Annotated in this window: 14 protein-coding genes and 2 tRNA genes; 1 reads left to right on the top strand and 15 read right to left on the bottom strand. The window is 42.8% G+C overall.

The genetic code is table 11. The features are described from left to right. Positions 1-244: 244 nt before the first annotated feature. The 8 genes from CGSMWGV1500E_RS05300 to CGSMWGV1500E_RS05335 form a co-directional block, all read right to left on the bottom strand. Positions 245-317: transfer RNA gene (locus tag CGSMWGV1500E_RS05300), tRNA-Ala, on the bottom strand. A gap of 27 nt (positions 318-344) precedes the next feature. Then, positions 345-418: transfer RNA gene (locus CGSMWGV1500E_RS05305), tRNA-Ile, on the bottom strand. A gap of 126 nt (positions 419-544) precedes the next feature. Further along, positions 545-1,024, bottom strand: coding sequence for a Dps family protein (locus CGSMWGV1500E_RS05310; protein ID WP_004126655.1), 480 nt, complete (start codon positions 1,022-1,024; stop codon positions 545-547). A gap of 55 nt (positions 1,025-1,079) precedes the next feature. Continuing rightward, on the bottom strand, positions 1,080-2,375 hold the full coding sequence (locus CGSMWGV1500E_RS05315) for a hemolysin family protein (protein ID WP_004126654.1): 1,296 nt from the start codon (positions 2,373-2,375) through the stop codon (positions 1,080-1,082). Between the two features lie 56 nt (positions 2,376-2,431). After that, a complete protein-coding gene (locus tag CGSMWGV1500E_RS05320; protein ID WP_004126653.1) occupies positions 2,432-3,208 on the bottom strand; it encodes a TIGR03943 family putative permease subunit in 777 nt (258 codons plus the stop codon). Beyond that, positions 3,205-4,338, bottom strand: a complete 1,134-nt coding sequence (locus CGSMWGV1500E_RS05325; RefSeq protein WP_004126652.1) for a permease — start codon at positions 4,336-4,338, stop codon at positions 3,205-3,207. Before CGSMWGV1500E_RS05325 ends, CGSMWGV1500E_RS05320 begins: the two co-directional genes overlap by 4 nt. Next, positions 4,332-4,991, bottom strand: coding sequence for a carbonic anhydrase (locus CGSMWGV1500E_RS05330; protein ID WP_004126651.1), 660 nt, complete (start codon positions 4,989-4,991; stop codon positions 4,332-4,334). Before CGSMWGV1500E_RS05330 ends, CGSMWGV1500E_RS05325 begins: the two co-directional genes overlap by 7 nt. A gap of 221 nt (positions 4,992-5,212) precedes the next feature. Further along, on the bottom strand, positions 5,213-7,969 hold the full coding sequence (locus tag CGSMWGV1500E_RS05335; protein WP_004126642.1) for a phosphoenolpyruvate carboxylase: 2,757 nt from the start codon (positions 7,967-7,969) through the stop codon (positions 5,213-5,215). A gap of 206 nt (positions 7,970-8,175) precedes the next feature. Here CGSMWGV1500E_RS05335 and CGSMWGV1500E_RS05340 point away from each other — a divergent pair, with 206 nt between their 5' ends. After that, positions 8,176-9,945, top strand: coding sequence for a threonine/serine ThrE exporter family protein (locus tag CGSMWGV1500E_RS05340; RefSeq protein WP_004126639.1), 1,770 nt, complete (start codon positions 8,176-8,178; stop codon positions 9,943-9,945). Positions 9,946-9,996: 51 nt separating this feature from the next. Here the strand turns inward: CGSMWGV1500E_RS05340 and CGSMWGV1500E_RS05345 are convergent, their stop codons facing one another. Genes CGSMWGV1500E_RS05345 through CGSMWGV1500E_RS06180 form a run of 7 tightly spaced genes read right to left on the bottom strand, consistent with a single transcriptional unit; the run spans position 9,997 to position 15,277 of the window. Beyond that, the gene (locus CGSMWGV1500E_RS05345; protein ID WP_004126636.1) at positions 9,997-10,416 is read right to left on the bottom strand and encodes a hypothetical protein; all 420 of its coding nucleotides are present in this window, start codon (positions 10,414-10,416) and stop codon (positions 9,997-9,999) included. Positions 10,417-10,452: 36 nt separating this feature from the next. After that, positions 10,453-11,232 carry a DNA/RNA non-specific endonuclease gene (locus CGSMWGV1500E_RS05350; protein WP_004126634.1) on the bottom strand — a complete coding sequence of 260 codons (780 nt, stop codon included), beginning with the start codon at positions 11,230-11,232 and terminating at the stop codon, positions 10,453-10,455. 3 nt (positions 11,233-11,235) lie between these two features. Further along, positions 11,236-11,544 (bottom strand): hypothetical protein, encoded by a 309-nt coding sequence (locus CGSMWGV1500E_RS05355; RefSeq protein ID WP_004126631.1) that lies wholly within the window; start codon positions 11,542-11,544, stop codon positions 11,236-11,238. Positions 11,545-11,585: 41 nt separating this feature from the next. Continuing rightward, positions 11,586-11,846 (bottom strand): hypothetical protein, encoded by a 261-nt coding sequence (locus CGSMWGV1500E_RS05360; protein WP_004126628.1) that lies wholly within the window; start codon positions 11,844-11,846, stop codon positions 11,586-11,588. A 60-nt stretch (positions 11,847-11,906) separates the two neighbouring features. Beyond that, entirely contained in the window at positions 11,907-13,460 is a 1,554-nt protein-coding gene (locus CGSMWGV1500E_RS05365) for an AAA family ATPase (protein WP_004126624.1), read from the bottom strand. Positions 13,461-13,465: 5 nt separating this feature from the next. Then, positions 13,466-14,077, bottom strand: coding sequence for a hypothetical protein (locus CGSMWGV1500E_RS05370; protein ID WP_004126621.1), 612 nt, complete (start codon positions 14,075-14,077; stop codon positions 13,466-13,468). A gap of 15 nt (positions 14,078-14,092) precedes the next feature. After that, positions 14,093-15,277 (bottom strand): hypothetical protein, encoded by a 1,185-nt coding sequence (locus tag CGSMWGV1500E_RS06180; protein WP_004126618.1) that lies wholly within the window; start codon positions 15,275-15,277, stop codon positions 14,093-14,095. Position 15,278 lies beyond the last annotated feature (1 nt).

Here is a 15,278-nt window from a genome sequence, read left to right as displayed (position 1 = left end):
ACCGCTTAAGACGTTTAACACACGATTTCACGCCTTGTTAACCCACTGAGCGCAACTTAAATAGCGCACTCAATACACGGCGTAAAGATACTTATGTTTATTTATATGTAATTATTGTACCAATAAGCATTGATGAGAAACATTCTCATAAACGCAAGCTTAAACAATAAAAACTAAAGCAAACTCAAAAAATAAATTAATAAACAAAAGGTTCTGATTGAAAAATCAACCAGAACCTTGCTCGTGGAGCTAAGGAGACTCGAACTCCTGACCCTCTGCTTGCAAAGCAGATGCGCTACCAGCTGCGCCATAGCCCCATTTGAAAGAATGTAACCATTCTATCGTGGGCCCGGGAGGACTTGAACCTCCGACCTCATCCTTATCAGGGATGCGCTCTAACCACCTGAGCTACGGGCCCAACTTGTATGCCTAAAACATACAAGTAGTTACATTAGCACAGACACAGAAAATGTCAAACCGCAACACGCCATAAAAAGAAAACGGCACGTTGCGGCTTGAATCAAAAAAATCAAACAGAGGTTAATTAATCAAGATGGCTACGCATAAACCACTGGAACTTTTCCAGCTGCTGCACGTGATCCTGAATAATGTTAGAGCTCACAATGTCAAGATTGTCAAGCTCCGCAATAGCTTTGCGATCGTCTGCAATCATATCGTTGTAATACTCAATAAGAGCCTGCAAATATTCTTTAGTTGACTTGCGACCAGTTAAAGCAAAACGCTTCCATGTGCGAGCTGCAACAACATCGTCTGCGCGTCCAAGTGGAGAACCACCCAAAGTTGCAATTCGCTCAGCAGTTTCATCCGCCTGCGCCAAAACTTCAGCAACCTGCGGATCAAGCATTTCGTGCACAGCAATAAAATCTGGGCCAGTAACATTCCAATGAGCATGTTTAAGCACCAAAGCAGCCTCCTGCTCATGGCTTAAACGATTCTGCAAAACAGCAACAGCCTTTTCACTGGCCGCCTCGTCGAGACCTGGCAAAATATGCAATAAGGCCATATTTATCCTTCCTTAGATTTTTTATTACTATTACATTCTACTGCTACGGCTTAAATTATGCGCGGCGACGCACTTCAAGAGTAGCAATACGTCGACCATCAACCGCAGTTACAGTCATATCGTAGCCGTCTGCATCGTGCAAAACAGCTCCAACGCTTCCCATAGAACCAGTATGCGCCAAAAAGTATCCTGCAACCGTTTCATAAGGGCCATCTTCAAGCTCAATGCCGGTAATATCAGCAAAATCTTCAATAGTCATACCGCCATCAATTTTTGCAACACCATTTACAAAAGCAGTTGTTTTATTCGTATTACTTTGTTCAGATTCTTCAGGCAGATCGTACTCGTCGCGAATATCTCCAACCAACTCTTCTGTCATGTCTTCAAGAGTTACAATTCCGTCAGTTCCGCCGTATTCGTCAATAACAATAGCCAAGTGGATTCCGCGCTTTCGAAGCAGCTCTAGGCTTGGCAAAAGCTTTGAAGTTCCAGGAAGACTAATTCCTTCGCGAGTTACATCTGCAACAGTTTTTGCGTTAGGATCTCTAACATCCAACAAATCGCGCACATGTACAAAACCAATAACGTCGTCAAAATCCTTGCCAATAACAGGGTATCTGGAATACGGAAGCTCACGAATTTTTGCAGCTGCTTCTTCAAGACTTAACGAACCGTCCAAAAATTCCACGTCAGCACGCGGGCGCATCACTTCAGCAACAATTGTTTCCGAAGCATCAAACACGTCATCCAAAATATTGCGCTCATCCTGACTTAAACGCTTATTGCTGTTAACAAGCACGCGCAATTCTTCGTCAGAAACTTCGCTTTCTTTTTCATTAGGATCAAATCCAAGCAAGCGCACAAAACCGTTAGTATTCTTACCAATAAGCCAAATTAAAGGCTTGCAAATTTTCGAGAAAATATCTACCGCCGGCACAACAGCTCGCGCAATCTGCTCAGAACGCTGCATTGCAATACGCTTCGGCACTAATTCAGAAATTACAATAGAACAATACGAAATAATAAGAGTTAAGAAAATAGTGGTAAGCGGGCCTGCAACATGCTTAGGCACTCCCCATGAGCACACAATAGGCACAACGTAAGGAGCTAGCGCAGATTCACCGAAGGATGCGGAAAGAAAACCAGAAAGCGTTACGCCAATTTGCAGGGCAGACAGAAAAGTATTAGGGTCGCGCGCAATTTTCGCAACTCTGGCTCCACGAGCATCCTGAAGCTCCATGCGATCAATTTGCGAACTTCTTAAGCTCACTAAAGCCAACTCGGTTGCCGCAAACACGGATCCGAATAGCAGGAAAATCATGATGAGCAGAATATTAAAACCAATCGCCATAATTGTTATCTTAGTTTACTTCTATGCGATATCAACAATTCTTTAGTAGAAAATTATTACGGACGGTAAAAATATCCAGTTGGCGCTTTAGCAGATTTTAACGATATAACTTTTAGTACAACACCGAAACGTTGGTATCCTTTAACTCCTATGCTCCCCCTAGAAACGCGGGCGCGAAGCATAACCCACTCATGTTCGTGAAGTTTGTTGGCATTTTTATAGTTTGCAACTAAACCAAAAGGAGACATATCTAGAATGCAGCAAGACATGAGTTGACGAGATAAACGAAACTGATTTGCTCCTAAAGTAGTATCACGACTTACAAACCCTGTAATCATAACCGTATAGCCTTCATATTTTGAAATATTATGGTCGATTTCGTCATACCATAAGCCGAAATCATCGTTTTTTACTTTTATTTCACGAGATTTTTCACTCAACCCAAAAAGTTTCGAATTGTGGCTTCGAATAGCAATAGCCCTGCCTCCTGCATAACGGTCAAAACCGCCAGCGCTAAATCTTTGCGACGACTGCAGCGGAATAATAATTAGCAGAGCAGGAAGTGCTAAAGAAACTAGCATTTTCCAAGAATCTCGTGCAGAAACATCAAACCATCCCAACGCGGCACAAAATGCTAAAACTAAAAGCAGGACGGCTGCAATTATCAAATATATGAACGCTCGAGGAGTGGTAAAAAGCGTGTACTGTCCACTTAAAGTTACTGTGGCAATAACTGCTGCTAAACATAGAAGCACAAAAGATTCTAATATTTTTGCAAAAGTAATACGATTACGCTTTTTATTTTCTTTACTAACAGAACTTGTATTTTTCATAGCATGAACCCCCAAGCCCAGTTAGAAAATAGTGAAGCTAGAAGGCAAACTCCTGCAATTGATAGCGTTAAGCGCAATACGAATTTGCCGCGGCAATCAGAAATAAGCATAAGAGTATTTTTTAAATCTAGCATTGGTCCGAATAGCAAAAATACTAAAACGGAAGACATTGGTAAAGAAGCAGCTAAACTTCTAGCAATTACAGCATCCGAACTTGAGCACAACGAGCTGAAATATGCAATAGCCATCATTGCAGGTATTGCAATCCAAATATTGTTAGCTTGTATTCTGGAAGCAGGATCCGCCCCTAACCAAGCTCGTATAACAGAAGCAACAATAGTTCCGCACACAATAATTGGTAAAAGTTTCAAAAAATCTTCATGAATATGCTTTATGTATAGCTTTATTTGCGCGCAAATACTTGATTTTGTGCGATTTTGCGTCTTTAACTGTTCTGAAGAATTTTGATTTTCTTCATGATTGCAGCCACAATTTAGTTCACAAGAACATTTTGATTTAAGATTATTTTTTAATAAATTTTCGTTACGCAAAACAGATGATTTTGGCGGAAATATTGCAAAACTTAATCCAACTAATAACGCAATACCAACTCCTAAAGCAACGCGCATAACGGCTACAGCCGGCGCATCAGCAAAAGCGTACCAAGTCGCTAAAACAGACACAGGATTTACAACAGGAACAGCACAAAGGAAAGTTATTGCGCAAGGAAGCGGCAATTTTCTTGCAACCAGTCTAGAAAATGTTGGCACAACCACACAGTCGCACACAGGCACACATACTCCAGCAATTATGGCAGCTAAAAAACCGTTTGCAATAGATTTTGGAGCATGTTTTTCAATAAAATCAGCCGTTACCCAAGTTTCCACAGCAGCAGAAACAAGAACACCAATAAGAGTGAAGGGGATTGCTTGCAAAAGTAAGCCAGCAACACCTCGAACAGTGGTGTCAATAAGAAGCCAAGGGTAGCGCAATTGTAAAGCAGGGGCCATGGCAATAATAAGAGCCGCAAAAGGCACTCCTGCGATCAAAAAAAGATAATTTGCAGAATTTGCTGGTTTTGCCTGCTTTACTACCTTCACTGCTTTTTCTGCTTTTCCTGGTTTTAGCATGACAACACTTCCACCAAGCCATCACTCATTCGATACCTTGCTCCAACAAGCATTAAAGCGTCTTTGAAAACAGCTTCGCGAATTATTTGTGATTTTTCGCAAATTTCAGCCAAGATATTAGACACGTGAATACGCTCAATATCATTCGTATCTAAATCTTCTTCAACACCTGCGAGCGCAGCAGGTCCTAAAGAACGCAGCAATATTGACTCGCTAGACTCAATTATTTCGCTTGTTTCATCTTCGCCGTATTTAGAAACCAGCTTTTGCACATTCGGCAAAACGGCTTGTACTGCACCGCAATGCTCATGGCCAAGCACAAGCAACACTTTTACTCCCAAATCGCTTACAGCGTATTCTAAAGATGCAATCACAGCATCATCCAACACTTCTCCAGCTGTGCGCACAGAAAAAATATCTCCTAAACCAGCGTCGAATATAAATTCTGGAGCAACTCTAGAATCTGCGCACGAAAGCACAACAGCTCCAGGATGTTGGCCATCAATAAGTTTCATGCGCACTTGTGAATTTACGCCTGCATGCGCCGAATCGCCTTCTGCAAATTTGCGATTCCCAGCAAGCATTGCGCTTAATACCGATGTAGCTAAAACTGAATCTTCATTAGCAAAATCTTCGCTGATTGCGTCTTGCATTATTACCTCCTACATTGGCATTGGCAATATTTTTTAGTTGCTTAAAGTTTAAAATTTTTTGACTTAGAATATATTGTATCTTTCGTAGTAAATAAGAATTTTTGTTTAAGAATATTTAAGATTACTATCAAAGCTTAAGTATCAAAGCTTAAGTATCAAAAAAGCTCCCGTATTGCAATTCGCAAATACGAGAGCCTTCTTGATTTAGTATTTATTAAATATCATCCAGTATTCTGCAAGCCGGCAGCAACACCGGAAACAGTGCAAAGAATAAGGTAGATGAACTCTGCCTGCTGGCTTTCGCTAAGCTCTTCTTTGTCTACCTTGTTACGAAGCTTGTGCAATGCAAGAGATTGGATTACAGAAAGCGCGTCCACGTAAGGCGAGCGCACGCGAATAGCCTGGCCGAGCACGTGACGATGCTGCAAAGGCCACTTGTCGTCGACTATTTGCAAAACCCACTTGCGAGTAAGCTGCATTTCCGAAAGTACTTTATCGCTTAAATCTTCGCGATCTCCAAGGCTTAAGTACATGCGAGCAATACGCTCATCCGTCTTAGCCAAAGACATCTCAATATTGTCAATAAACGTACTAAACAGTGGCCACTCTTCGTAAGCTCTGCGCAAAGTTTCCAAGTCGCCAAACTTTTCGCAAGCTGTACCCAAACCGTACCATGCTGCCAAATTGATTCGAGCCTGAGCCCAGGAGAACACCCACGGAATTGTTCTCAAATCGTCCAAAGACTTAGCACCCAAACCGCGCTTAGCTGGGCGAGAGCCGATTGGTAGCAAACCGATTTCACTAAGCGGCGTAACTGTAGAGAACCATGGAGTAAAGTCATCCGTTTGCAGCAAATCAAGGAAGCGCTCGTGAGCTGCAATATCAAGCTTTGCAGCCATATCCGCGTACTTCTTCGTCATATCAGTGTTAGTTTTTTCAACACTTGGCGAAGATTGCAGCAAAGTTGCGGAAGCAACGGATTCGACGTGGCGAATAGCCAAAACTGGATTTCCGTAACGCGCAAAAATAACCTCACCTTGTTCAGTAAGCTTAAATCGGCAGTTGACGGACCCAACAGGCTGAGCAAGCACTGCACGGTTTGCAGGACCGCCACCTCGACCAACAGCGCCACCGCGGCCATGGAATAGTGTCAAATCAATATCATGCTTCTTAGCCCACTGAGCAATACGCTCCTGAGCAGAGTGCAAAGCAAGCGTTGCGGAAGTAGGGCCAGCGTCCTTGGATGAATCCGAGTAGCCGAGCATAACTTCCATCTTGCGGCCAGTAGCCTTAAGACGAGCCTGCACTTCAGGAATTTTAATAATCTCCTCAAGCACGTTTACAGAATTTTGCAAATCTTCCAACTGCTCAAACAGTGGAATAACGTCGATTGTTGGCGCATCCTGTGGGTGAGCGAAAGCAAGACGATTTAGCTCAAATACGTCACGCACATGCTGAGCAGATTTTGCGAAGGAAATAATGTAGCGTCGAGCAGCACGCATGCCGTTGCGCTTTTGGATTGCTCCCAAAGCGCGGAAGGTGTCGAGCACTTCTCGAGTCATTGGCTGAAGCGGTCCGCGCTCTCCGTGCAATCCGTGTTCGCGAATATCTTCCAAAGCGCGAGAATGCACGAGAGAATGCTGACGGAATTCCATCTCAACCATGTGGAATCCAAAGGTTTGAGCCTGCCAAATCAAATCCTGCAAAGGACCATAAGCTGCTCGAGGATCTCCACCTTCTGCCAAAGAGCGCTGCACAATTTGCAAATCTTCAATAAAATCTTCGCAAGAATGATACATCAAATCCGTATCGCGGCTAATAGTGCGGTGCAAACGGTCAGCCATTACGAGCATTACAGCACGATGCGGCTCACTATTAGAAACATCTGAAGCGCTTTCTGTAAGCTGTTCGCTCATTTCGCGCTGACGATTCCACAACTCAAGTAGCTCCACGCTTGGAGGAGTTGTGCGCGTTTCCATAGTTAAGCATTTGCCAACTTCGCGCGTGCGATTTTCCAAAGCTGCAAGCACGTGATCGCTAAACTTTCGAGCGACTTGGCGGCTCACTTTAGCTGTCACATTAGGGTTGCCATCTCGATCAGATCCAATCCAGCTTCCTGGGTGGAAGAATGCAGGGCAGCGAGGCGGCACCAAACCAGCCTTCTTACCGAGCAGCCAATCGTCAAATCGACGATACACGACTGGAATAGTGTCAAATAATGTAGCGTCGAAAATGTCAAGAATAGTGTCAGCTTCTTCAACTGGAGTTGGCTTCTTCAAAGCAATTGGCGAAGTTCTAAGAAGAGCGTCAATTTCGTTATACAGACGACGATAATTTTCACGCTTGTCAGATCCACCTAAACGATGATGTTCGCTTAATAATTGCGAAATTCTACGAATCTTTCCAGCTACAGCCTTACGACGAGCTTCAGTTGGGTGCGCAGTAAATACAGGATGGAACTCAAGTTTTGCAAGCAATTCTTTCGCTTCGGCAGGGCTCATTTCAGTAAGTAACTTGTGATACGCGCAAGTTAATTCGTTAACTGGATCAACCGGTAACGAATCCTCAACTTCACATTCACGCTGATGAAGTACAGAAACTCGATAATTCTCTTCGCACAAGTTTGCTAAATGGAAGTATGTTGCAAAAGCGCGCGCCAGAAGCTGAGTATCATGCAAATTCATTCCGTTGATCTTGCTAACAGCCTTACTCAAGCCATCGTCAGCTGTTACTTTTGCATCTACCATTTGTGCAAAATGCGCGGCACTAGCTTCAACAGCATTCAAACGCACGTCGTCGAATACTGCTAGTAATTTTTCATCGAATTCACCAAGAACATCGCGAAGAATATGCAAGCACAAATCCATGTCTTGCTTGAGCGATGCTGGAAGGTCACGCTCCTCTGGGCCTTTTCGCCCCAAGCCAGACGTAACAATAGTTGCGTCCGCTGGAGTAACCTGCTGATTTTCTTCTGTCATCAGACCTCCTTGCGCCAGTAAATAAGGTTGCTCGGTCATCTGACTTCCGCGGCTCCTCCGCGGTTATTTAGGTCAAAAGTTGCAAGCCCACAGCCTTGTTTACAGCGAAATACCAAGTTAATTTTGAAACTACCACCGGACGTAGCATAAATAGTATTTCGTTAACAAAAATTTACTAGGTAACAGGGGGCGTATACTGAAAAATTGTGAGCACAGTAGATAGCAACGAAGACAATAATACTTGCAATAATGCAAACGTCCATAATTGCAATAGTTGTGATAATTGCAATGCTAATTACAGCAACAGTTGCAATAACAATCCGGAAATTCTTCCAACAGGACACGTAGTAGGAAAACCTTCTGGACGTTTTCATACTCATGCTATTCCGCTCGACATGGACGATGTTGAGCGCGATTGGGATAAGCCTGTTACCGAAGCCTGCATAGCTGCAAAATCAAGCATTATTATTCGCGTCGGCGCGCTCGGATTAGGAGCAGGAACCGGAAGCTACCGTGTTCGCGAACTTATGCATAGAATCGGCGAACCGATGGGCGTTCACGTTCGAGCAGACGTAAATCTCACGGATATTGAAGCAACTTGCACAGATAAGCATGAGCGCATTACTGAAGTTGTAGATCTTCCAACCACTGGCGTAAACACTGAGCGCATTTGGCTTTTGGAGCATTTTGCTGACTGGTTTAACGTTAAACTTGGCAACGATTCTTTGTATCACTCTAAAGCAGCTGTTTCTAAAGAATTAGTTGATACTCTTCAAGAAAGCGACGTTGAGCGCGATATTGTACAAACAGCTAAACAGTCGGAAGAAAATGCTGCAAAAAAAGCAGAAAAACAAGCTTTACAAGAAGCAATCAAAAAAGAAAAGCCGCGAGGAATTTTCGCTCTACAGCCAGAAAACGCTTACGCTGAACATTTTTCGCATGTTCAAAAAATTACAGAAAACAGCAATAAGGAAGATGAAAATAATCATCCTCTTACTGTTCGCGAAGTGCACGACCGCCTCGATTTGATTAAAAATCGCAAGCCACTTTATAAACCTTGGTTTGCAGGTCTTGCTTCCGCAATAGCTTGCGCATCCTTTGCTTTCTTGCTTGGCGGTGGCCTTTACGACATGATCGGCGCTTTTATTGGTGCAGGAATTGGCCATTATATTCGTCGCCGCATGTTCATGCATCATCTTAACCAATTTGTAGTCACATTCGTTGCGGTTGCAATCGGCGCACTTTCGTGCATAGGTTCTCTGCAACTTATTGGCTACTTCGACCCAAGCGCATTAAATCACACAACCGCATATATTGGCTCAGTATTATTTGTTATTCCAGGCTTCCCACTTATTACAGGCGGCCTAGATATTGCAAAAATAGATTTCCCTTCCGGAATTCAACGTCTGTGTTATACGCTTGCGATTATTTTGATGGGAACACTTGCAGGCTGGACTGTTGCAAGCATTGTGCAGCTTAATCCTCAAGGTTTCCCTCCTCTTGGATTAAACCCTTGGCTTAACGCAGTTCTTCGACTTATTACGGCCTTTGCTGGCGTGTGGGGCTTCTCTGTGCTGTTTAATTCTCCACAGCGCATGTGCATAGTTGCAGGAGTTATTGGAGCTATTACGGATACTCTGCGCTTAACTATGACAGACTTCGGTATTGCTGCCGAAATTGCGGCTTTCACTGGAGCTTTGCTTGCTGGCTTGCTGGCTTCTACTTGGCGCGCTATTGTTCGTCACGGCTTTGCGCCTCAATACTTGGGTTATCCGCGAATAGGTCTTACGGTTCCTTCAATTGTGATTATGGTTCCGGGACTTTATATGTATCGCGCAATGTTTTATCTTGGCCAATTCCACACGCTTCCTGCATTAGACTGGACTTTCCGCGCTTTTATGGTGATTATTTGCTTGCCTATTGGTCTTGCTGTAGCCCGCGTTATTACGGATAAAAGTTGGCGTTACGACGTGTGATTTAGCGAATTTTAGTTTAGCTTGGTATTGTTAAACACAGAAAAGCTAAATTTAATCAGATTCTCCACGCAATTCTTTTATTTGATTTAAGTAATACGTCCATTCTCCAACGTGATCGAATACAGATTTTCGCCATGTCATTGTTTCTTTAGTTAGAAAATTAACATTAAACTTTCCTGATTTTAAATCTGCGCAGAAGAATGCACTGCACCATTTTTTATCCATTTTTTTCCACAATTCTTTCGACTTATGAAATATACTTAAGTTTTTTACAGGCCAGCCTTCCTTTTTATCATTCGCATTTGCGAATCCCGCTGCAGACACTGCACCTTCTTCTATATCAATCAAAAGACCACAATCTTGAACATTGTCGTATTGAGAAGTACAGTCATCAATTATTTTTGTAGACAATTCCATCATCAATTCGTCTTTTTCAGTCCACTCTTCTTGCGTTGTATTTGAATTATCCATAATTGTTTACCTTTTCTTTGTAATTTTATAAAGATTTTAAAATTCCCCATTTTCAATATAAGTCACATCCGTCAATGGCCTACCATCTTTTTCAGACTCATAACCATATATGAATGCGTCAGGTCTAGTGCTATCCCCTTTGTATTCCAAATCTATGGTGATTTTAACCGGATGCCCTTCATCCAATAAACGCTGTACTGCCTTTTCTCTTTCTAAATACGCTGCACGATTTACGTGGTAGTCCTGCGGAACAAGATTTATTTCCCCATTTGAGCCAGCGAACATCGCAGCAAAAATATGCCCGCCATCATCATCATATTCTCCGCGCGTACGGTTTCCTACTTCTCTAGTTAATCTAGATTCTGCTGAAGTTCTTCCTTCATCTGATTTCTTCCTTATAGTTGCTTCGGCTTTATACGCTTGCCCATTCTTATTCATATACCAGCGGAGTTCATTACCCGTTTTTGGATCTACTCGTGTAATAACAGTATCGCCATTTTCTTGAACTTCGCTCAAAACTCCGTGCACGCCGGCCGTATCCGTACTGCTGCCTCCTGAACCAGATTCTTCGCCTGAAGCGAGATTATCCGCAAAGCTTTTAGCATTCTTTTGAAAGTAGGCAATATTGTTCATAATTGGATCTATGCCGCTTCTAGTAGCTTCAACGCTATTTGCAAGACCACTTTCACGCGTCATTGCTATCAATTCCGCAGCATGCGTAAGCTTTAACGTCGCATCCTGCACACTTCGCATAAAATTAGGCGCTTTGGCAGCTAATATGCGCGTATTGTTGGCAACTTGTTGAATCCTAGACATAGACTACCTGCGCTCTTTTTGACGCCGTGCTTTCTCTTCTTCGCGTTCTCGTTCCAAAGCTCGTTGTATAGCCATATCGGTTTCTTTAATATTGCTTTGGATTGAATTGCAAACTGTTCTTTGCGCGTTAGCAACCTCTTCGATATTCCCTATTATTTCGCGGTACTTTCCAGATTGGTTAGTGCCACTTATTACCGAATCTATTTGGCTGCGCAATCGAGAAAACTGGGAAAGAGTATTCATAGCCGATAACGAAGCCGAAAGCTTCGATTTAGCTTCTTGCAATTTAGCAGAATCTTTTTGAGCCGACATTGTAGTAAAAGCTAGTATTGAAACTTTAACAGCAACAGGAATTACAGTGAAGAGCCGTAACTCTTAGCTGTTCGAGCAGCAGTTTGCAAAGCTTGCGCCGCACGCGTTACTGCAGAAGACGCACTTTGAAGATCGCTAATAATCTTCTGATCTTTGCCTTGCGCAGAACCTCCCATAGTGGACTGCACGCTTTGTATTTGGCTTCTAAAGTTTGATGAAAAACTTTCCAAACCGCTACCAGCTTTTTGAGCCGCATTGCCAATTGCTTCAATCTGCTGCTTAAGCTGACTTAACTGAGACATAACTGCTCCTTTTTCCTAAAATTGTTGAAATTAAAATTTTTTCCAATTTTATAAACCAATTTACATAATAACTCTGCGACCAGTAGAAACAGTTTGCTGCTGAATATCCTGTCGTTTTTCACCAGCCGGCACTGCACGATTATTGCCCCAGTCGCGAATAGCAGCAACTTCTTCAGGATTGGACTTAGAAAATGGAACAACGTTCTTAAACACGTCAATTATGTAGCCTTCGTCAGGAAGCATAACGGAATGATTTGCAAACATGTCAGAAGCAATATCGTGCACAACAGCATCAATATCCGAACCTGCAAAACCATCCGAAAGCTCCACCAATTCGTTAATCAAAGAAGGATCTGGGCATACTTTTGCATATTTCGTAAAGCAAAGGCGAAGAATCTCCGCACGCTCATCTTCCGTCGGCAAATCAACGAAGAATATTTCATCGAATCTACCTTTACGAAGTAATTCAGGAGGCAAAGACGAAACGTCATTAGCTGTAGCAACAAGGAATACTTTAGACGTAGACTCTTGCAGCCAGAATAGGAACTGGCCAACTAATCGCTTAGCCACTCCGCCACCACTGTCACCATTTGAACCGGAAAGACCTTTTTCAATCTCGTCAATCCACAATACGCATGGCGCAACTCGATCTGCAGCAGCCAAAGCTTCGCGAAGATTAGACTCTGATTCTCCAACATACATGCCTAGCACAGAACCCATATCAAGCCTGTACAATGGCAACTCCCACTCATGTGCTATTGCCTTAGCAGAAAGTGATTTACCGCAGCCAGGAACACCACAAAGCAGTACACCTTTAGGCGGGTGCAGCGGAGAATTAGTCAAATCTGATTTAATAAGCGCTTCGCGTTTTTTAAGCCAAGACTTAAGGTTGGAAAGGCCGCCAACTTGATAATCATCTTGCAACTTAATGCGCTCAATACCTGTCATATTGCCAAAAATACGATCCTTGAATTTAGACAATTCAGGAATGTCTTCGTTGGTAATAAACCCTTTAGCAATAAGCGTTGCAAGCACATTAACCGCTTCTGCTTCGGTAACACCGAGCAAAATTTCTGCAGCTCTACGAATTTCATCATGCTGCCAGTCAATGCGCACGTTCATACGATTAGTCTCAATAGTTTCCGACAGCACATCGTACAATTCATCAATATCTGGCAAATCTAGTGAAGTTGTCATGCCAAGTCGCGACAATCCGCTCCAAACAGGCTTGTCAACAATCAAAATCATCGAACCTTGGTGAGGCTCTGCAAGACGAACCATTTGCGCAAAATGACGAGCTGTTGTTGTATCACTTTCAATACCATCAAGATCGCTGAAAATATAATTCACATTCTGGCGAGTCTTAAATGTTTGCTTTGCAGTATCTAAAGCTCCTACCAGCGAATAATCGTCAGACATTTGCTTTCTAGACAACAATTCGACCAAACCTTCAGTTGCAGAAAACTCAAAGAATGGCAGCGAGCGCAACTCACTAGCAATATCGCTAAGCAACTCAGCAACGCGACTTGGTTCTACTGAGTTAATAACAATTAGAGGGACGCGAGCTTTCAAAAATTGCTCAACAATTTTCCTCGTTCCAGCATAATTTGGCATATAACCTACCTTGAACTACCAAACAACCAGCCAAAGAAACCTTTCAAACCGCCATTGTTTGCGTTATTATCTTCTTCAGAAGAATCTGGTTGTTGAGAATAATTCTCCGCTTGATTGATTACTTGCATAATAGCATCATTATTTTGATAATTTTCGTTAAGCACTGCAGTAAGAGGAGAAGTTCTCACTATTTCCAAAAGTTGATCGCTCGAATTTACACCCCAAGAATCCGTACTTTTGCTAACATTTTTCTCCAAGTCTTTTTGCAGATTATTAATATCAGCAGTTGCGTTTTTCATGAGATTAGAACGTAAAACTTCCGGCAAACTAGGATGATTATCTAGAGCTATTCTTCGCGCCAACAATTTGCGAGAATGCAATATTGCGTTGGAAAGCTCATGCGCGTCAGAAGCATTCTGTATACCTCTGGATAATTCTGTATCCCAGCGCTCCATAACTTTATTTTCTGCTCTATTAATATGCTTCATCAAACGCTCAAATGTTGATGATGGGAAAGTATCAACCGTAATCTCCGGCAATCCGACTAACGAAGTATTTGGATCATCAGCAAAAGCACTTAACCTATTCACCCAAGCAGAATAAACATCTTCAGACATTATTTACCTCTATTTTCATCGAGTAATTAGGATTTCGCTAGGTGGCAACGGATCCCAATCAGGCAAGTTGCCAGCTATTTTTCGTTCACGAGTTATCTGGTGTTTTGCACTAGAGGCGGTTGCGGTAAGAAGATTCCTGCGTTCAACAAATGATGCGTCTTCTTCACGTTTTGGTTTAGGAACAAAACGTGGACGCCTACGAGCACCTGGACGCTGAACCATATTGTTCATTCCTGGCATACCACCCTGCGCTCCCTGCATACCACCGTTCATAGGAGCACCCGGCATTGTATTGCTCATTCCCTGCATTCCGCCATTCACAGGAGAATTAACAGAAGAAGCATATTGAGTACCGTATTGCTCATAAGTAGTAGTGCTAGAAGTCATGTTATTCGAAGCTGCTAAATCAGGACTAACTGCTGTATTTGACACGGCGTACGAAGACTGGCTTGCTACAGGAGTACTTGCGTCAAACACACTCGTTGCAGATTCACTTGCAACAGTATTATCTTCCGCACTCTTAGGTTCTTCTGACTTAGATTCTGCATGCTTCGGACCTGAAGACTTATCCGCAACATTTTCTTGAACTGGCGCGTTATCCCGATTAGGAGCACCAGTTTCTACACCGGCAGGATTCTGAGAAGAAGCACCCTGTTGATCAGAAGCGCTCATCTGATTAGGAGCATCATACGTAGAATACGAACCGTAATTGGAAGCAGAACCGTAAGTAGACTGCGAATTATTTACATAATAATTAGAATTAGTAGATCCGTACGAAGATTCATTTGAGGAACCATACGTAGAACCATACCCAGAATTATCAGTACTATATTGCGAATATCCAGCTTGCGAATTATCATACTGCGCTCCGTAAGACTGTTGCGAAGGATAGCCTTGATTATCCTGCACATTACCATATTGATTAGTAGCTGAATAATTATACGAATAATCATACGCGCCATTAGAGTAAGTAGACTGATTAGGATACGGCGATTGAGACTGCGTTGATTGAGAATAATAATTAGCATTATCCGCTACAGATTGCGCATTATTTGCATCATATCCTTGATTATTATTCACTTGTTGAGCACCGCTATTTGGCTGAACATTATTACCCTGCTGTGCGCTGTTATCTTGCTGCCCACCTTGTTCTTGAGATGGTTGGCCGTGCTGGTAATTGTTAAGATTAGTGTTGTCCATC

The sequence above is a fragment of the Gardnerella vaginalis 1500E genome (genome assembly GCF_000263595.1).
GTDB lineage: Bacteria > Actinomycetota > Actinomycetes > Actinomycetales > Bifidobacteriaceae > Bifidobacterium > Bifidobacterium vaginale_E.
Note: the sequence above shows the minus strand (reverse complement) of the source record. Positions and strands in the feature narration are given on the sequence as shown.